15 protein-coding genes are annotated in these 18,438 nt (G+C 42.5%); 10 read left to right on the plus strand and 5 right to left on the minus strand.

Translation table 11 applies throughout. The features are described from left to right. The 6 genes from pepP to JX580_RS03640 all read left to right on the plus strand — a co-directional run bounded on the left by pepP (window position 1) and on the right by JX580_RS03640 (window position 8,439). The gene (gene pepP, locus JX580_RS03615) at window positions 1–1,371 is read left to right on the plus strand and encodes a Xaa-Pro aminopeptidase (protein ID WP_248851436.1); all 1,371 of its coding nucleotides are present in this window, start codon (window positions 1–3) and stop codon (window positions 1,369–1,371) included. After that, window positions 1,350–2,573: an FAD-dependent monooxygenase gene (locus JX580_RS03620; protein WP_248851437.1), complete on the plus strand. Its 1,224-nt coding sequence runs from the start codon at window positions 1,350–1,352 to the stop codon at window positions 2,571–2,573. The genes pepP and JX580_RS03620 overlap by 22 nt, the downstream gene beginning before the upstream one ends. Next, window positions 2,570–3,844 (plus strand): FAD-dependent oxidoreductase, encoded by a 1,275-nt coding sequence (locus tag JX580_RS03625; RefSeq protein ID WP_248851438.1) that lies wholly within the window; start codon window positions 2,570–2,572, stop codon window positions 3,842–3,844. The genes JX580_RS03620 and JX580_RS03625 overlap by 4 nt, the downstream gene beginning before the upstream one ends. A 110-nt stretch (window positions 3,845–3,954) precedes the next feature. Then, window positions 3,955–4,917 (plus strand): LysR family transcriptional regulator, encoded by a 963-nt coding sequence (locus tag JX580_RS03630; RefSeq protein ID WP_248851439.1) that lies wholly within the window; start codon window positions 3,955–3,957, stop codon window positions 4,915–4,917. Between the two features lie 9 nt (window positions 4,918–4,926). Next, complete coding sequence (locus JX580_RS03635; RefSeq protein WP_248851440.1) at window positions 4,927–7,308, plus strand: HD domain-containing phosphohydrolase; 2,382 nt, start codon at window positions 4,927–4,929, stop codon at window positions 7,306–7,308. Between the two features lie 141 nt (window positions 7,309–7,449). Beyond that, window positions 7,450–8,439 carry an MBL fold metallo-hydrolase gene (locus JX580_RS03640; RefSeq protein WP_248851441.1) on the plus strand — a complete coding sequence of 330 codons (990 nt, stop codon included), beginning with the start codon at window positions 7,450–7,452 and terminating at the stop codon, window positions 8,437–8,439. A 67-nt stretch (window positions 8,440–8,506) separates the two neighbouring features. Here JX580_RS03640 and serB read toward each other — a convergent pair whose 3' ends face one another. Together serB and JX580_RS03650 are read right to left on the minus strand one after the other, a co-directional pair. Further along, on the minus strand, window positions 8,507–9,337 hold the full coding sequence (gene serB / locus JX580_RS03645; RefSeq protein ID WP_248851442.1) for a phosphoserine phosphatase SerB: 831 nt from the start codon (window positions 9,335–9,337) through the stop codon (window positions 8,507–8,509). A 2-nt stretch (window positions 9,338–9,339) separates the two neighbouring features. Further along, window positions 9,340–9,753, minus strand: a complete 414-nt coding sequence (locus tag JX580_RS03650) for an RDD family protein (protein WP_248851443.1) — start codon at window positions 9,751–9,753, stop codon at window positions 9,340–9,342. 66 nt (window positions 9,754–9,819) lie between these two features. Here JX580_RS03650 and JX580_RS03655 point away from each other — a divergent pair, with 66 nt between their 5' ends. Continuing rightward, window positions 9,820–10,488, plus strand: coding sequence for an energy-coupling factor ABC transporter permease (locus JX580_RS03655; protein ID WP_248851444.1), 669 nt, complete (start codon window positions 9,820–9,822; stop codon window positions 10,486–10,488). A gap of 46 nt (window positions 10,489–10,534) precedes the next feature. Here the strand turns inward: JX580_RS03655 and JX580_RS03660 are convergent, their stop codons facing one another. Both JX580_RS03660 and JX580_RS03665 read right to left on the minus strand, forming a co-directional pair. Continuing rightward, window positions 10,535–11,785 carry an ammonium transporter gene (locus JX580_RS03660; protein ID WP_248851445.1) on the minus strand — a complete coding sequence of 417 codons (1,251 nt, stop codon included), beginning with the start codon at window positions 11,783–11,785 and terminating at the stop codon, window positions 10,535–10,537. A gap of 22 nt (window positions 11,786–11,807) precedes the next feature. Beyond that, on the minus strand, window positions 11,808–12,146 hold the full coding sequence (locus JX580_RS03665) for a P-II family nitrogen regulator (protein WP_248851446.1): 339 nt from the start codon (window positions 12,144–12,146) through the stop codon (window positions 11,808–11,810). 312 nt (window positions 12,147–12,458) lie between these two features. On the opposite strand from JX580_RS03665, the gene glnE reads away from it, so the two are divergent. From glnE to JX580_RS03680, 3 genes are all read left to right on the plus strand, one after another. Next, entirely contained in the window at window positions 12,459–15,197 is a 2,739-nt protein-coding gene (gene glnE / locus JX580_RS03670) for a bifunctional [glutamate--ammonia ligase]-adenylyl-L-tyrosine phosphorylase/[glutamate--ammonia-ligase] adenylyltransferase (RefSeq protein WP_248851447.1), read from the plus strand. Window positions 15,198–15,294: 97 nt separating this feature from the next. After that, window positions 15,295–15,735, plus strand: a complete 441-nt coding sequence (locus JX580_RS03675) for a DUF3015 family protein (RefSeq protein WP_248851448.1) — start codon at window positions 15,295–15,297, stop codon at window positions 15,733–15,735. Beyond that, the gene (locus JX580_RS03680; protein ID WP_248851449.1) at window positions 15,735–17,585 is read left to right on the plus strand and encodes an Lnb N-terminal periplasmic domain-containing protein; all 1,851 of its coding nucleotides are present in this window, start codon (window positions 15,735–15,737) and stop codon (window positions 17,583–17,585) included. The genes JX580_RS03675 and JX580_RS03680 overlap by 1 nt, the downstream gene beginning before the upstream one ends. A gap of 60 nt (window positions 17,586–17,645) precedes the next feature. Here JX580_RS03680 and JX580_RS03685 read toward each other — a convergent pair whose 3' ends face one another. Further along, window positions 17,646–18,386, minus strand: coding sequence for a complement resistance protein TraT (locus JX580_RS03685; RefSeq protein ID WP_248851450.1), 741 nt, complete (start codon window positions 18,384–18,386; stop codon window positions 17,646–17,648). Between the last annotated feature and the right edge of the window lie 52 nt (window positions 18,387–18,438).

Genomic DNA, 18,438 nt, shown 5'->3' on the forward strand with positions numbered 1-18,438 from the left:
ATGATCTCTACGCAAAATCTTTTCGCACAGCGACGTAATGACCTTTTGTCTAAGATGCCTGAGGCAAGTGTCGCACTCATTGCTTCAGGTGATGAAACAATTCGTAATCGAGATGTTGAGTTTCCGTTTCGCGCTGAAAGTGACTTTTGGTATTTAACCGGCTTTACCGAACCTGATTCAGTTTTAGTGTTGATTCGATCCGAGGTCTTTCAGCGCCAAGCTCAGGTGCTTGATAACGAAGATCACGTCTATCCGTCTGATCACCAGGCCTGGTTATTTGTGCGGCCAAAAGATCCGGAACAAGAAACTTGGCAAGGTCGGCGTTTAGGTGTTGACGATGCGCCAGGCGTTTTAGGTATCGACCAGGCCTGGTCGATAGAAGAGTTGGACGAGCGCGCGCCCGAATTTTTAATGCAGGCTGAACAGCTGCTGGTTAGCTTTGGTCAGCTTGAGGTTTGGAGTTTAAGAATCGCTGATTGGTTGGCGGGTTTAAAATCTCAAGTTCGAAAAGGGATTGAAGCACCGAGTCAACTGCTAGATCTTGATCGTTGGTTGCATGAACAGCGTTTGATTAAAACCCGTGACGAAATAGACTGGATGCGTGAAGCGGCTAAAATTTCTGTAGCCGGGCATCTTGCTGCAATGCGGGTATGCAAGCCGGGTGCCTATGAATATCAGCTTCAAGCAGAACTTGAATATCGTTTTAAACAATTGGGTGCAGACCGAGTGGCGTTTAACAGTATCGTCGCCAGCGGTGAAAATGCTTGTATTTTGCACTATACGGAAAACAAAGCCATTCTAAAATCCGGTGATCTGGTGTTGATAGATGCCGGTGCGGAATGGAGGGGGTATGCGGGTGATATTAGTCATACTTTTCCGGTTAATGGCCGCTTCAGTCGAGAGCAAAAACAACTTTATGAGTGCGTGTTACGTGCACAGCGCGCAGCGATTGAGCAGGTCAAGCCCGGTCAAGCTTACGATCAAATGCATCAAGCCTCGATTAAATGTCTCACTGAGGGTTTGTTTAATTTAAACCTATTGCAAGGCTCGCTGGAAGACTTGATTAAGCAACAAGCTATTAAACGATTCTTTATGCATGGTACAGGTCACTGGTTAGGCATGGATGTGCATGACGTCGGGCGTTATAAATTGGATGGTCAATGGCGTCATTTTAAGCCGGGTATGGTAGTAACGGTCGAGCCTGGATTGTATATTGCACCTCAATCTGAAGGAGTGGATCAAAAATGGTGGGGTATAGGGATCCGAATTGAGGATGATGTATTGGTAACCGAAACGGGCAATGAGGTTTTAACACTCGGCTTGCCCCGAAGCGTTGAGGAGATCGAGTTGTGGATGCAGAACAATCAATAACCGCGAAGTCAGCCAGTCCAGCTTTTGATTATGATTTAATCGTTAGTGGTGGTGGGCCGGTAGGCCTATGTCTGGCGTTAGCTTTGTCGAGTAGAGGTGCAAACCTTGCCCTGCTTGAGGCGGTGGAACCTAAACCTGGCGCAAACAATTCTTTTGACGGTCGTGTGCTGGCTTTGTCAGAGGGCTCTAGGCTGATTCTTGAGCAAATAGGCGTTTGGCAAGATTTGTTGCCTTATGTGACTGATATTGCGCATGTACATGTGTCACAAAAAGGCTATTTGGGTTTAACCCTAATGCACGCAGAAGAGTTGGGTGTGCCGGCATTAGGCTATGCCATTCGCGCATCCGATCTGGGCGAAGTACTGTGGAAAAAGGTCAAATCGGATGCTTCAATTGATGTATTGTGTCCGACACGTTTAAAAAGTTTTGAACAGTCGTCATCAGACGGTGTTACAGCTCATTTGATCACGCAGCAGGGTGAGAAAAATCTTACCGCTCGATTAATCGTGGGCGCAGATGGCACAGATTCTCAAGTTCGTAAATCATTGAACTTGCCTTTGCAGCAGCGAGACTACCAAGCTTGGGCGATTTTAGCGCAAGTCAGCTTTGCTGAGCCTCATCACAATTGGGCATTCGAACGTTTTACCCATGAAGGGCCGGTGGCTTTACTGCCGTTAGAAACGCATAGCCATAAATTAGTCTATGTTGCCTCGGATGACCAGTATCAGGGTTTGATGGGACTCTCTGATAGCGCTTTTATAGAAGCATTTAATAAAAAAATGGGGCAACGTTTTGGTGCTTGTACACAGCTCAGTGAGCGTGTGGCCTATCCGCTTAAAGAAACCTATGTCGAAGGCGTGGTGTTTGGCCGGGCGGTTTTGATGGGCAATGCTTCTCATACCCAGCATCCGGTTGCTGCGCAGGGATTAAACCTAGGTTTGCGAGATGTTGAGGATTTTTTAATAGGACTTGATCATGACTTAAGTCTGCTAACCGATGTCAGTCGTCTGCAAAACTATCAACTTATGCGTCAAAAGGATCACAGTAAAGTGATGGGTTTGACCGATGGTTTGATCCGTGTATTTGAGCATCCTTCACCTTTGGTTGGGCATGCTAGGGGTTTAGCGATGATTGGACTACAAATGATGCCTAAATTAAAACAACGTTTAGCGCATTTTTCTATGAAGGGAGCAAAAGTATGAGTCAGATTGAAGAAACGAATCTTATTAATACTCATGAAGCTCAGCAGTTCGATGTTGTGGTCATTGGCGGCGGTATGGTGGGGGCGGCCTGTGCGCTGGGGTTGCATAAAGTCGGTTACAAGGTTTTGGTTATTGAGCGTCATCCACCCACACGCTTATGGTTTTCAGCCAGTGACTATAGCCCGCGAGTAAGTGCATTAACTCGGGCATCTGAGAACATTTTACGCAATCTTGGTGCTTGGCAAGGAATACAAGATCGTCGTTTGCATCCGTTTGTTGCTATGCGTATTTGGGAAGCCAATGCTGATGAGGAAGTGGTGTTTGAAGCCCAGTCAGTTCGAGAAGCTAATTTAGGCTACGTGGTTGAAAATAACCTTATCCAATCGGCTATTTGGGACGAAATGGTTAAAGCGGAAGTGGCTGTAATGACGGGCTGTGAATTATCGAGTCTTGAATATGATGATACGCTCTACAAGTCTAAAATTGTTTTACAAAGTGGGCAGACAGTGTTTGCAGATTTGGTGATTGGCGCTGATGGTGCCTTTTCGCAAGTTAGGCAGATGGCGGGTATTGGGTTGGATCAACATGATTACGCGCAATGCGCTGTAGTTGGATGCGTGCGAACTGAAGGTTCGCATCAAGATACCTGCTGGCAACGTTATCGTGAAGAGGGGCCTTTTGCATTTTTAGCGATGGAGCAGAATGTGAGTTCGATTGCTTGGTATTTACCCATTCAAAAGATGCAATGGGCAATGGGTTTGAGTGATGAGGCTTATCGTGATGAGATATTTAAGGCTTCCGAAGGTCGGTTAGGTCGGATTGTTGAAACATGGGAGCGTGCTGCTTTCCCCCTTACAAGGCGACATGCTCAACATTATATTCAGTCGGGACTGGTCTTAGTGGGGGATGCCGCGCATACCGTCCACCCGCAAGCGGGTCAAGGCGTAAATCTAGGTTTGTTAGATGCAGCCAGTTTAGTTGAGGTTCTTACCCAAGCTAAAGAGTGGCGTGAGCGGCCGGGTGATTTTTCCGTGTTGCGTCGCTATGAGCGTTGGCGTCGCGGTGATAATCTGGTGGTGCAGAGAGCGATGGAGGGTTTTGATTGGTTATTTGAACCGGATCGTGGTGTAAAGGATCAGATTAGAGGCAAGCTTTTATCTTTTGGAAATATCGTCAAGCCTGCAAAAAATTGGTTGATTAAACAAGCTTTGAATGGTCGTGAACCCTTGCCAAAATTGGCAAAAATTCAGCATGTTTCTTTGTTCAAGTAGCTTTATGATAAAGAAATTTTGACAATTTATCCATAAAGGCCTATATTTCAATGATAAATTCCGTTTATAGTTGTAACATATAAAATACTAAACTAATTAAGGGCAAAATAATGGCCGATAGACGTCTACAAGTTTTTCACACTGTCGCTAAGGTGATGAGTTTCACCAAAGCCGCTGAAACCCTGCATATGACTCAGCCAGCAGTAACTTTTCAGGTTAAACAACTTGAAGATTTTTTTAATACTCGCCTGTTTGATCGCACACACAATAAAATTACCTTAACGGAAGCGGGTCGAGTAGTTTATGATTTTTCAGATCATATTCTAGAACTTTACGAGAAGATGAACTCTGAAGTTCGTGACCTAACTGGTGAAGTTTCTGGCAGTTTAGTTATTGGTGCGAGCACAACTATCGCTGAGTATATGCTGCCTTGTTTGTTGGGCGCATTTAAAAAGCAATACCCAGATGTCAATATTCGTCTTCAGGTGGGCAACACGGATGCGATTGTGTCGATGGTTGAAAATAATATGATCGACCTAGGTCTGGTTGAGGCGCCAGTAAACAACAAAAACCTCGAGGTTGAAGTTTGCCGAATCGATGAGATGCAGCTGATTTGTTGTCCGGATCATCCGCTTGCTAAGCGTGATGAAATCTCAATAGAGGAAGCGTGTAAATATCCGTTTGTTGTTCGTGAAGAGGGTTCGGGTTCTCGTTCGGTGATAGATACTTATATTCGTGAACAGGGTTTAAGCCTGAGTGATTTTAACATCGTGATGGAGTTGGGTGCGCCAGAGTCTGTAAAAATGGCGGCTGAAGCCGATGTAGGATTGGCTATTGTTTCGCGCTCTACCTTGATGAAAGAGTTAAAACTCGGCACCTTAAAAGCTATTCCACTAAATCCGCCTTTACGTCGCCCGTTTTCACATGTTAGACAAAAGCAAAAATTCCGTCACCGCGCAGTGGGTGAGTTGCTGGATTTCGCAGTGACCTATTGCAAGGAGAAAGCGGTCGAGTTCGGATTTGAGGTACCTGATTTAGATGATAAAAAACGTTATAGTAGCCATTATAATTAATCCTAGAACATGAGCGACTATTCAATTCGTTTTCTAGGCGCATTTGGTAGTAAGGCCGGCATTCATTGCACGACCTGTATTCAGTTGTCTGATAAGACGTTGATTGATGCAGGTAATGTCATGCAGGCGCTGGCTGATCAAGCATCACAGATTGAATCGATCTTTTTAACTCACTCACACCTTGATCATATCCTTGATATTGGTTTTTTTATAGATCATTTTTTTGCTCAGCGACAAACGCCGCTGAAAATATATGGTCTTCCATCAACGCTACAAGCATTAAAAAAAAATATTTTTAATGATGATATCTGGCCTGATTTTGCTCAGATTAAGTTGTTAAATTCAAGCCAGTTTGCGATTGAGTGGATTGAGATTGGTTATAATCAGGTTTATGAACCAGAGCCTGGGTTGTTCTTGACGCCCGTTGAAGCTAATCATACGGTTGAAACCTGTGGTTATATTATCGAACACGCTGGTTCAGCCGTTCTTTTTAGTGGTGACACCTATCTAAATCCAAAAATGTGGCAGTTATTGGAGGAGCGATCGAGTATTAAGGCGATAGTTGTAGATGTGTCTTTTCCTAATCGTTTAGCCGACTTGGCACGTGCTAGTAAGCATATGACCCCTGATCTATTACGTCAATCTATTGCCCACTTACAACGTAAGGATTATCAGCTTTATGCGTTTCATCTAAAGCCTGCGTTTATTGATGAGATTAGTCAGGAGTTGGCACTAATTGGCTTAGATTTAAATCATATTCTGCAAGAAAATGATCGTATTTGTTTACAAACCGGATTACTTTGTCAAAGAGGTGTTGATAACCAGCTAGACCGGGTTATGCGACTGAATAAAATTGGCGCAGCCTTGTCTGCTGAGCAACGACTCGAGCCTTTGTTGGAAATGATTGTGACTGAGGCCAAAAATATTATTGGTGCAGACGGCGGGACGCTCTATATGCTTAGGGACGGTGCTTTACATTTCACGGTTGCTCAGACGGATTCGCTATCAATTAGAATGGGAGGAACGGCTGAAGCGATTCGTTGGCAGCCTTTACCTTTATATCTCAGTAATGGAGATCGGAATAATACGATGGTTGCAGTCACTGCTGCACTTGAGAACCGTTTGATTAATATTGCTGATATCTACCAATCTTCGGATTTTTCTTTTGAGGGTGCAAAGCGATTTGATGAGTCGAATGGTTATCGTTCTAAATCAATGCTGGTGGTGCCTTTACGTAATCACGAAGCAAAAGTTATTGGAGTTTTGCAGCTGCTTAATAAGCAGGGTGGGATTGAAAAAACAACTTCGTTTAATTCTGAAGACGAGGCGATTGCTTTGTCACTGGCCTCTCAGGCAGCTATAGCGGTCACGAATGCTAAGTTAGTGGATGATTTAGAAGCCTTATTGGAGTCCTTTTTAAACAGTATTATTTTTATGATGGGTAGAAAATCACCCTATACTGCTGGCCATATCAATCGTATGGTGGCGCTAAGTTTAATGATGGTTAAGGAGGTTCATCAAGACCAGGGTGTTTACCTTAAAAAGGTGTATAGCGACCAGCAAACAAAAGAGATAAGGCTGGCTGCGTTGATGCATGATATAGGTAAGCTTGCGACGCCCGAGACCATTATGGATAAGGCGACCAAATTGGATGGCCATTATGATCGCATAGGTTTGATACGCTTAAGGGCTCAAACTATTAGTCTTGCGATAGAAAATGAAGCGTTAAAACGTCAGATGCTTCAGTCCGAAGCCTATTCTGAAATCGAGCAATTTCGAGTTGAAAATTTAGCGCGATTAAATCAAGCCTTGGCTTTAATCGAAAAAAGTAATCAGGGTACAGAGTTTTTTCCGGATGAACAGGTTGAGCAGATTCAAGATTTAATCGACAATCCTTTTGTTGCAGGCGGTCAGGCTTGGTTTATGCTCACCGAAGAGGAGGGTAAAGCGCTTAAAGTTCAGAAGGGAACACTTACTGAGGAAGAACGTCAAATCATTAATGAGCACGCAGAGATTGGATTAAAGGTGCTACAGTCTTTACCTTTTCCTGAAAAATATAAAGATATTCCTCATATCGCCGGTGCCCATCATGAAAAGATTAATGGTAAGGGTTACCCATTGGGCTTAAGAGGGGAGGAGATTTCTTTTGAAGCACGAATTTTGGCGATTGCCGATATTTTTGAGGCACTAACAGCTCACGATCGGCCTTATAAACGTCCAAACCCTTTATCTCTAGCGATGAAAATACTCTACTTTATGGCTAAAGATAATGATTTAGATCGTGAGATCGTTAAGTTTTTCTATCAGTCCGGTTTGTACCTAAAATATGCTCAGCGTTTTTTGCCTAAAGAGCAAATTGATCCGGTAGATATAGACTTTTCAGATCTTTGATAGCCATGTTTAGACTTAAACGGATGGGTGGCATTGATCTTCATCGCTTGTAAAAGCTAAAACCTTGAAGTTTATTCTTTCAAAGAGTAATATTGTCTGACAATAATTTTAAGGTTTTATTTAAAAAAGGATACTTGGACTATGAAAAGACGTGACTTGTTTAAGACAGCGATAGGATTAACTGCCGGTTTTTCAGTATTAAGACCGCTTTATGCAGCGGATGACTGGGAATTTAGAGGGCCAGATGTGCCTAATGTTCCTATCACAAAAATTTCAGATCGTACTTTTTACTTTTTAGCGACTGATCCTGAGCCAAGTCCTTCAAATTTCGGTTTCTTTAGTAACCCTGCCTTTGTTGTCACCTCCGAGGGGGTTGTTGTGATAGATACTGGTGGGTCAGTACAAATTGGTGAAATGTTGATCCGTCAAATAAAAACGGTTACTGACAAGCCTGTCGTTGCGGTGTTTAATACTCATATTCATGGTGATCACTGGCTAGGCAATCATGCCTTTGTTGAGGCCTATCCTGATGTAAAACTCTATGCGCATCCCAAGGTGATGGAAGATGTTAGAAATGGTGCTGGTGTTGTTTGGACAGGTTTTATGAGCCGTAACACGAATAATGCGAGCGCCGGTACTGTTATTACACCGCCTACACTTGAAGTGAATGAAGGCGATGTAATTAAGGTAGGGGATGTTCAGTTTAAAGTGCATCACATGGGTAAGGTGCACAGTGATTCCGATATTGCGATTGAGGCCGTTGAAGAAAAGGTTATCTTCTTAGGTGATATGGCGATGCGTCGTGTAGCGAATATGGCAGACGGTAATTTTAAAAACTCGATTGTTGCAATGGAAAATTTTGAAGCCATGTCGCACATCAAATATTTTGTACCAGGTCATGGTGAGTTTGATGATGTTTCGATGATTAGGGATCAAAAGCAATTTTTCGAAATTATCTACAATACCATTGAAGAGCAGTATGACAATGGTTTATCTGATTTTGAAATCAGACCGATGATTGTCGAAACCGAGTTTATGCAAACTGTAGCTAAAGAGTGGCCTGGTTTTGACAGCACCATTGGTCGGTTTGTAAGTGAAGCTTATCAAGAGTTTGAAGCAAGCTTGTTCTAAGATTGGATGTTTTTTGATAAAAAGGGAGCGCAAGGCTCCCTTTTTATTGAGGTTTAAGCAGGCCTGCTTAGGCGTTTATAAAGTCGAGTAGCGCATCGAGTCCACTGAAGTTTAAAGCGGTATTGGCTTGTTCTTGTACCTTAGGTTTAGCGTGATAGGCGATGCTTAATCCTGCTTCCTTCATCATTAATAGGTCGTTAGCGCCATCACCAATCGCAATCACTTGGGATGGGTTTATTTGCAGTTGTTCACAGAGTTCATGCAAAAAGTCGGCTTTAGCTTGAGCGCCAATAATCTTGCCTTCTACTTTTCCAGTTAAACGCTGGTTTTCGATACCTAATTTGTTTGCTCTGGCATAGTCTAATTCAAGGTTTTGTTTAAGCCGTTCGGTAAAAAAATCAAAGCCGCCCGAAACCAAAGCAAATTTTATATTTTTTTGCTTGAGACCCGCTAAACAATCTTCTGCGCCTGGGTTAAGGCTCAAGCGTTCGTCATATACCCGCTGTAATGCATCTGTTTCAAGGTTGGTCAATAGATTGACCCGCTGAGTTAGGGATTGCTCAAATACCAGTTCACCGCGCATAGCGGCCTCAGTGATCTCAGACACTTCAGCTTTTAAATTCATCATGTCGGCGATTTCATCAATGCATTCTATCGAAATAAGGGTTGAGTCCATGTCACTAATGACCAGTTTAACTTTTGATGGCTCGAAACTTTCTGGCAGGGCATTGATATCGATTTTCAATTTTTGACTCAGTTGTTTGACTTTTTGCGGATCTATGTCAATTGACTGTGTTTGGAAATGATTAGCTTTTTTTTGTAGCGCGCCTAACTCAGCACTGAGTTGTTGTGTTTGGTTAGTGTCGAGTTCGCTGCTATGAATAATAAATCGCGGCATAGTTATCCTTCGTGTTCGCTGTGAATAATTTGAGTATGAGATAGCCGGTCATGAAGTGTTTGACCTTGGTTGTTAAAAAATAGCCATATCCAGCCAAGTCCTAGACTGGCAATTGAAATCAAACTAAAGAAAAAACGCTTATTGGCATCATGGCGTGTTGGCAGATATCCATCCAGTCTTACTAATCTAAGTTTCCAGGTTCTAAGGCCGGGCGTTTGGCCTGTTTGAAGCCAGAAGTAACTTAAATAAACATAGCTAATCATAACAAGGTATAGCTGAAAGATAACCAGCGTAAGCGGGTTTTTTTCAAATCCCGGTCCTTGCCATATAACGAAAGGTAAGGCAGCAAAAAACCAAACGGCAAAAAGCAGCAGTAAGTCGTAAAGCAGAGCAAAAATAATCTTCGCGTTTAGCATGGCCTAGGGTTCTAAATTAAAAAGAGGTATTATAAACGGCACATTTACTCGATAGGAGATTTTCAAATGAATTTACCGGACGGATTGTTGGGTATGGGGTGGTGGGGACTGGGTTGGTTGCTCTACGCTGGATTATTGTTTTGGGCTTTTAGAACGGCTCCTTGGTATAAGGTTAAGCAGGATCGTAGTGCGCAGAATGTATTGTTTGGTGCGGTTTTGGTGATTGTTTTAATTTGGAGTTTATCCGCCAGTATCGGTGGGGGCTTTAGTTTTCACTTTTTGTTAATGACGGTAGCGACCTTAATGTTTGGGCCCCAGTTTGCTTTGATTGCGATGAGTCTAGCATTATTGGTCGTGAGCTTTAGTGGGGATGCCGGTTGGACGGTGTTTGGGATCAATGCGCTTTTGATGGGGTGGATTCCAATTTTTATTACCTGGTGGATTTATAAACTAGCTTATCGTTATTTGGATCGCAACTTTTTTGTTTATGTGTTTTTGAATGGGTTTTTAGCCGCAGGGGTCGGCGCATTAATTGCGATGTTGATGATGGCTTTATTGATGGGGATTGCAGGTGTTTATACGCTCGATGAATTGAAATATAGTTTTTTACCTTATATTCCTATGATCGCTGCACCTGAGGCATTTCTTAATGGGTTTATTATAGCAGGCCTGGTGTTAATGAAGCCTGAATGGGTGAGCACATTTAGTGATGAGGATTATTTGAAAGGCAAATAAAAACCCCGCCGAAGCGGGGTGGGTTTGTTACTTTTTCAGGGTTTAGTTATTTTTTATTGCTAAACTCTGGGTAGGCTTCCATGCCACATTCTGATTGATCTAAACCGTTGTACTCATCTTCTTCGCTTACACGCACTCCGATGATGGCTTTGATCGCGAACCATACGATTAAGCTTGCAATGAATACCCAAGCAAAGATTGATACGATACCGATTAACTGAGCCACAATGGTTGCATCAGGGTTGTTGAAGGTGACTGCGATTAAGCCCCAGATACCGACTACACCATGAACAGAGATCGCACCTACTGGATCGTCAATTTTGAACTTCTTATCCATTGCAAGGATAGCGAATACTACAATCATACCCCCGATCATACCAATGATTGCGGCAGACAGTGGTGAAGGCGATAGTGGGTCTGCAGTAATCGCAACCAGGCCTGCTAGTGCACCGTTTAGGATCATGGTCAAATCTACTTTGCCGAACAGGATGCGTGAGATAATCATCGCACCGATCACACCACCGGCAGCAGCAAGGTTAGTGTTAGCAAAGATCATCGCAACGGCATTGGCATCTTCAACGGTAGAGATTTGTAGCTGTGAGCCACCGTTAAAGCCGAACCAACCTAACCACAGGATGAAGGTACCGAGTGCAGCGAGTGGCATGTTAGCACCTGGGATAGCGCGCACTTCACCGTCTTTACCATACTTGCCTTTACGAGCGCCGAGTACCAATACACCTGCTAAAGCAGCCGCCGCACCCGCCATGTGAACGATGCCTGAACCTGCAAAGTCAGAGAAACCGATTTCGTCTAGGAAACCGCCACCCCAAGTCCAGTAACCTTGAACTGGGTAGATTACAGCGGTTAGCACCACAGCGAAAGCAAAGAAAGACATTAGCTTCATACGCTCAGCGACGGCACCGGATACGATAGACATCGCTGTTGCAACGAACACGAGCTGGAAGAAGAAGTCTGCCATGTCTGAGTAGTAAGGCGCATCGTCACCACCTGCAAGCACGTCAGCCGTTGCGTTATCCGCACCAACAAAGAAGCCGAGGCTTGGGATGATGCTGTTTAAGCCTTCACCGTACATGATGTTATAACCGACCAACATATAGGTTAAGCTGGCGATTGAGAAAAGACCGATATTCTTAGCTAGAATTTCGGTTGTGTTTTTGCTGCGTACCAGGCCTGCTTCGAGCATGGTAAAGCCGGCTGCCATCCACATAACCAGCGCACCGGCCATCAGGAAGTAAAAGGTGTCGAGCGCATAACTGAGTTCGAGTACTTGTTCCATGATTTAAATCCTTTCTAGTAAGTTAAAGGGCGACATCGCCGGTTTCTTCGGTACGAATTCGCACGGCTTGTTCAAGTGGCATGACAAACACTTTGCCATCGCCAATTTTTCCGGTGCGCGCTGCATTGCCAATCGCGTCAATGGCGCTATCGACCTTGTCATCCGCAACCGCGATTTCAAGGCGGACTTTGGGTAAAAATTCTATGGCGTATTCTGCGCCACGGTAAATTTCGGTATGGCCTTTCTGGCGTCCGAAGCCTTTTGCTTCTGTTACGGTCATGCCATGCACGTCAATGTCGTGTAGGGCTTCGCGTACATCATCAAGCTTAAAAGGTTTGATTACGGCAACTATAAGTTTCATGCTTTTATACCTTTGGTTTGAGAGCCTGTTTAAGTCACTATTGAGTGTTTTACTTTCCTAAGCAGGGCTCGATGACTAAAAAGTTCGTTAAGCTATAAGAATTAAATGTGCCTAAATGTATAAAATATTTTAAAAATAGATACTTATGATTATTTTGTTGAGCTACTTGTTGTGTTTTTATGTAAAAGATGGCTTTAATGAGTCATATTGGTGCAACATGGTGTATTTTGGAATATTTAAAATTTTTACGTTGGGTATGATTAAAAAAAGGTAAGATTAATATTTTAAGTTGACCAAATTAAGAGGCTTGGTATGTCAGTAGTTTCTCCGCAAGACTTTTATAAATGGAGTGTGTTTGTTGAGCGTGAATGTCAGCGTTTTCCTGAGTTGCTCGATAAGGATTATCAAACCTACTATCAAGAAAACGTTTTGATTGATCTATGCCAACGAACATTGGAAGCTTGTGAGGATGAAACGGCTTTAAAGAGAGAATTACGCCGACTACGCAGGGAGCAAATGGTTCGAATTGCCGTTAGGGATTTAGCGGGGCTAGCCGATTTGAATGAAACCATGCGTGACGTGTCAGACCTAGCAGAAGGGCTGGTCTCGGCTACATTGGATTGGTGGATGCTGCGTTTTACCCAGCGTTTTGGTCAACCAATTGGCGAGGAGACGGGCGAACCTCAGCAGTTGATTATCCTAGGTATGGGTAAACTAGGGGGGCGAGAGCTTAATTTTTCAAGTGATATAGATCTAATTTACCTGTATGAAGAAAAGGGCTATACCGACGGAAAAAAATCTATTTCTAATGATGAGTTTTTTTCAAAGCTGGGCCTTGCATTAAACAAGTCCTTAACGGAGTTAACATCAGAGGGCATGGTCTATCGTGTGGATATGCGATTGCGACCCTTTGGTGAAGTCGGCCCTTTAGCTATCAGCTTTACAGGGGCTGAACATTATTATGAAGTTCATGGCAGAGCATGGGAGCGCTACGCACTGGTCAAGGCGCGTGCCATCGCGGGTGATAAAAATAAAGCCAAAACACTGTTTGATATTCTGCGGCCTTTTGTTTATCGGCGCTATGTGGATTACACTGCAATGGATTCTTTGCGTGATTTGAAACGTATGATCGCCGCTGAGGTTCGAAAAAAGGGAATGGAGGATAATCTTAAGCTAGGGCGAGGTGGCATCCGAGAAATTGAGTTTATCGTCCAAGCGTTTCAGTTGGTTCATGGCGGGCGCGATAAACCTCTGCAGGCTCAAACCCTGTTACCCACGCTGAGTTATTTAGCGGATCAAGACTACATTGCCCAACAAGATGCGGATAATTTACGGGAGGCCTATGTGTTTTTACGGCGTGCCGAAAATCGCATTCAGGAATGGGGTGATCAACAAGCCCATTCTCTACCTGATGATGTTCGACAGCAACAGGCTTTAGCAGAGGCGATGGGATTTAAGGATTATCCAAGCTTTATTGCACGGCTTGAGCAGTTTCGCGAAACGGTTCAGCATCATTTTGATGATGTGTTTGCCGAGGAGGCTGATGTATGTGATTTAACCGATGCCTTATCGCAGGCTTGGAAAGGGCCGCTTGAGGATGATGCGCTAATTGTGCTTACCCAGTTTGGATTTCATAAACCGGGTGATATTCTTAACCAATTACGCCAGTTTAAAAAATCGCGTGCGGTTGGACATATGAGTGCCGAAGCCACCACTAGGCTTGAACAGGTCATGCCATTACTGCTGAAACAATTAGCAAGCTTAGAAGCAGATCAAGAAATAGCGTTGCAAAGAACATTGAGCGTGATAGAAAACGTGGTCCGTCGCAGTGTCTATTTGGTGCTTCTAAAAGAAAATCCGGTAGCCCTAATGCATTTGATAAAACTTTGCGCAGCGAGTGCATGGTTAACCGATCTACTGGTTAAATATCCGGCTTTGATGGATCAGCTCCTTGATTTAAGAAGTTTATATCGCCCTTTAAAGCTTGACGAATTATTAGTCGAGGCTCGTACTTTATTATCAACCTATCAAGATGATGAAGAGCAGTTTATGTTGCAGTTGCGTCATTGGCGGCACGCACAAGTATTTAAAGTCGCGGCAGCAGACATAACCGGTCAAGTACCGGTTATGCATGTCAGTGACTATTTAACCTGGATTGCTGAAGCCGTTCTCAATGTTGCCCATGATTATGTTTGGCAACAATTAACCTCGAAACATGGTCTTCCCGGTGGGCGGCCTCAGTCTCCTTTTTTAATTTTAGGATACGGTAAGCTGGGCGGCATTGAGTTGGGTTATGGCTCTGACTTGGATATCGTATTTCTTTATGATTTGGTTGAATCAGGTGAGAAAACACAACCTCAAAACGAGCGCCAGCGCGTGCTGGAAAATGGTACATTTTTTATGCGAATGGGTCAGAAAATTATCTCAGTCCTGACTAGTATGATGCCAGCGGGTCAACTTTATGAGGTGGATACGCGCCTACGTCCTAATGGTGATAGTGGACTGATGGTGACAACCTTAAAACATTTTGAACACTATCAACAAGATAAAGCTTGGAATTGGGAGCATCAGGCTTTAATCCGTGCGCGGGCCGTGGTCGGAGAGAGTGGTGTTCGCCAAAACTTTGAAACTTTTAGAGCCCACTTTTTATCCCAGCCACGACAACCGGAAAAAGTAAAAACGGAGGTGGTTGAAATGCGTGACAAAATGCGCGCGGCTTTAGATAAATCTACAGAGTTTGAGTTCGATATAAAACATGGCCGTGGTGGCATTGTTGATATAGAATTTATGGTGCAGTATTTGGTCTTGGCCCATGCAAACCAACAACCAGGCCTGGTCCGATGGCCGGATAACATGCGTATTCTCGATGAATTAAAAGATACAGGACTCATAGAAAATCAAGCCATCGAGGCGCTTCAAGATCATTACCGAACCTACCGAGGGCTTTATCATAAACTTGCATTGCAAAATGAAAAAGCACTGGTGGATGATAAAGCCCTACAAATATCTCGACAAATTGTGAGTAATATATGGAAAAAATTGATGGGGTGATTTTATGTGCCTTATTGTTTTTTTTTTGCGTCATAATCATAGAAAGTTATAATCCTCTGTGGCATTTGCCGTTTTAATTATTTTACTGGAGAAGTTTATGAAAAAACTAGGACTAGCCGTAGCTTTAGCATCACTATCATCGGTGGCTATTGCAAACCCAAATACTGGTTGTGGATTAGGTTCAATGATCATTGAAGATCAGAGCTCAGTTTTGATGCAAGTTTTAGCAGTGACTACTAACGGTACTTCAGGTAACCAAACTTTTGGTATTACTTCTGGTACTTTAGGTTGTGCAAAACCTGCAAACCTAGTTTCAAATGAGCAGATGAATCAGTTTGTTGCAAACAACATCGATTCTTTGGCTGTTGATATTGCTGCAGGACAAGGTGAAGCCTTAGATACACTTGCTGTTATCATGAACGTTGAAGATAAAGCTGCGTTTGCTTCAAAATTGCAAGCTAATTTCTCTAACCTTTTCAGCAGCGAAGAATTAACTTCAGCTGCTTTGGTTGATAACATTATCGCTGTAGTCGGTTAATGATAGTATCAAGCAAGTTAAATCTTTTTCTGGTTGCTTGCTTGGTATTTTTATCTGCTATTTCAGAAAAAATATTCGCCCAAACTAGCTTGTCCTTCCCTGTAATATCTTTAAATTCTTTCTTAAGCGAACAACAACTTGAAACTTTAAGTCAGAGTAGAGAATGGCATAACATTCTTCATTTTAAAAATGGCAAGAGTGAAATTGACGATCCAAAGTTCTTTTTATCTGATGAGGGTAAATTTGATTCCAAAAAAGAACTTATCGCAACTATAGATGCACTCTTAAATGATAAAAAAGACAACAACAACAGTATATTTTGTCGATATCCTTCTCGTTCGAATTGGATTTTTTCCAAGATTAGTGAATTAAAAAACGTCGTTTCTTTGACTAGTTGTTCAGAGCTTAATCAAGAATTATCACTTTTGCAGGCTGAATCTGTCACACTAATATTGGCATCTGCACATATAAATTCGCCGGCGTCAGCATTTGGCCATACCTTTTTAAGGCTTGACACTGCTCAAAAAACCCCACTTACAGCCTATGCTATCAACTATGCCGCTCAAACCAATGAAACTAATGGCCTAATATATGCCTATAAAGGTTTATTCGGGGGTTATGAAGGCCGCTATTCAATTCTTCCTTATTCCAAAAAAATTCAAGAATACGGTCATATGGAACAAAGAGATATATGGGAGTATTCCTTAAATCTAGACCAAGAAGAGGTAGAGAGGCTGGTGTTACATATTATGGAACAACGCCATTTTTTTGCGGATTACTTTTTTTTATCGGAAAACTGTTCCTATAATCTTCTTTGGCTTTTGCAAGTTGCACGGCCATCCCTAGAGTTAACAGATAGGTTTAATTACACAGCTATCCCAATTGATACCCTAAAGGCGATAGAAGCTGAAGGCGTGATTTTAGCTGAAACCTATCGTCCGTCTAACCAAAACAAAATGGAAGCTTATACTCCACACATTAAAAGCCCTGAAGCGGTTAAATTCAGCAAAGGGACGAGTTATGAGCTTGAGAGCATAAACGGTTTAACAAACGAAGAGCAGGTTGCTGCACTTGAACTGGCTGTTTTTAACCTAAAGTTAAATAGAACTAAAAATAGACTAGATCATCCAACCTATACTAAGCAGCTTCTCCATCTACTAAGGGCACGTAGTCAGTTCAGTGAAACACTGGATTTGAATATTAATAAACCCGTTACACCCTTGTTAGGACATGACTCAGCAAGATTTGCGTTTGGTATTCAAACGATTGAGAACAAGCAGTATCTGACACTCGGCATTAAACCCAGCTACCATGACACTCAAGATGTATCCACTGGATACCTTAGTGGTGCCTATATTAACTTTTTTGACACTCAGCTTAGTTTTCGACATGATTCGGTGCAGTTAGAATCACTTCATTTTATTGACATTAAATCCTATGCTCAGCGTACCTCGCTTTTTAAACCAATTTCTTGGCAAGTTAGCCTTGGATTAGATAGAAAGTTCGATGATAAGCTTGGCGGATTTATTAAACCTGGAGCAGGGTTAACATTTGGAAACTCAACTTACTACTCTTATATGATGGCGGTATTGGGTGCTCAAGCTCATGGTCAAACTAGAATAAGTGCAGAAGCTCATTTAGGAGTGATTTTTCAATACGAGAAAACTAAATTTGGTCTGAAAACAGAAACGGCATGGTTTCATACTGATGAACAAAGAGAAGAGTGGGAGGCGTTTTTTACTTTCCAAGCGACTTCAAGTTTAGCTTTCAACACAAACTTCCAACAAGCATCGCAAGCTCTGAAAAATAAACAGAATAAGCTATCGCTAAATCTTTTTTATTATTTTTAACCTGAGAATGGTTTTTACTCAGGTTGAAAATAATTGATCTAAACTGTGCTATATGTGTTATTAGAATATTCCAGAAACAGACCTAATCAAGCCTGTTTCAAGCTCAGGTTGAGCTTCATCAAAGTCTAAGTTTACTTTGTTAGCTACAGTCACGACTCTTGTTCTATAGGTGATCCAGTTTGACGTGTCATCGTGGACTACTTGACTTGTCGTTGCACCCATGCCTGAACTACTAGTTGCACCAGTTGTTGTAGTTACTTTTTGTCCCTTTCTTGCTCTTTGTTGTATTTGAACATCGGTAATAGTATTTATATATACATCTTTAACAAGTGCGTTTGCAGCCGTACCTATTGCCGCACCAACGAGTGCTCCACCAGCGACGCTCCTATAGCTACTTCCCGTGTATAAACCTACACCTGCACCAGCTAAAGCACCACCATATCCAGAGTTCAGTGCGGAATATGCTTCTTCTCGATTAGTTTTCGCAACGGATAGTATATTTTTTTGAAGCATAAAGTTGGCTTGATCTGGGTCATCAACTACCTTAAACCCCTTAGCTGTTAGGTTTTGAATATACTTATGCGTCATTTCAACGGTGTCGATGTCTCGATCACTTGTATTTCGGATTTGAATAAATATTGTTTTATCTGAGTTAGCGGTTGGCTGAAGAAATACAGTATCAGACATTTTACTTTGTACATCAAGATTTCTTTTTTCAACAGCCGTTGACATTGTGGAGCAACCACTTAGAAGTGATGAGCTTAAAATTAAAGCGGAAATTATCAATATGGGTTTAATCATGCTAGATCCTTAAAAAAGTAAAAATAAATATGAATAAAACAATCATCATTCA

It is taken from the genome of Thiomicrospira microaerophila (assembly GCF_023278225.1).
Taxonomy (GTDB): Bacteria; Pseudomonadota; Gammaproteobacteria; order Thiomicrospirales; family Thiomicrospiraceae; genus Thiomicrospira; species Thiomicrospira microaerophila_A.

Coding starts and splice junctions, on each gene's coding strand:
- JX580_RS03635 (WP_248851440.1), top strand. CDS start 4,927: ATGAGCGACTATTCAATTCGTTTTCTAGGCGCATTTGGTAGTAAGGCC.
- JX580_RS03655 (WP_248851444.1), top strand. CDS start 9,820: ATGAATTTACCGGACGGATTGTTGGGTATGGGGTGGTGGGGACTGGGT.
- glnE (WP_248851447.1), top strand. CDS start 12,459: ATGTCAGTAGTTTCTCCGCAAGACTTTTATAAATGGAGTGTGTTTGTT.
- JX580_RS03630 (WP_248851439.1), top strand. CDS start 3,955: ATGGCCGATAGACGTCTACAAGTTTTTCACACTGTCGCTAAGGTGATG.
- JX580_RS03680 (WP_248851449.1), top strand. CDS start 15,735: ATGATAGTATCAAGCAAGTTAAATCTTTTTCTGGTTGCTTGCTTGGTA.
- JX580_RS03640 (WP_248851441.1), top strand. CDS start 7,450: ATGAAAAGACGTGACTTGTTTAAGACAGCGATAGGATTAACTGCCGGT.
- JX580_RS03650 (WP_248851443.1), bottom strand. CDS start 9,753: ATGCTAAACGCGAAGATTATTTTTGCTCTGCTTTACGACTTACTGCTG.
- serB (WP_248851442.1), bottom strand. CDS start 9,337: ATGCCGCGATTTATTATTCATAGCAGCGAACTCGACACTAACCAAACA.
- pepP (WP_248851436.1), top strand. CDS start 1: ATGATCTCTACGCAAAATCTTTTCGCACAGCGACGTAATGACCTTTTG.
- JX580_RS03660 (WP_248851445.1), bottom strand. CDS start 11,785: ATGGAACAAGTACTCGAACTCAGTTATGCGCTCGACACCTTTTACTTC.
- JX580_RS03675 (WP_248851448.1), top strand. CDS start 15,295: ATGAAAAAACTAGGACTAGCCGTAGCTTTAGCATCACTATCATCGGTG.
- JX580_RS03665 (WP_248851446.1), bottom strand. CDS start 12,146: ATGAAACTTATAGTTGCCGTAATCAAACCTTTTAAGCTTGATGATGTA.
- JX580_RS03625 (WP_248851438.1), top strand. CDS start 2,570: ATGAGTCAGATTGAAGAAACGAATCTTATTAATACTCATGAAGCTCAG.
- JX580_RS03685 (WP_248851450.1), bottom strand. CDS start 18,386: ATGATTAAACCCATATTGATAATTTCCGCTTTAATTTTAAGCTCATCA.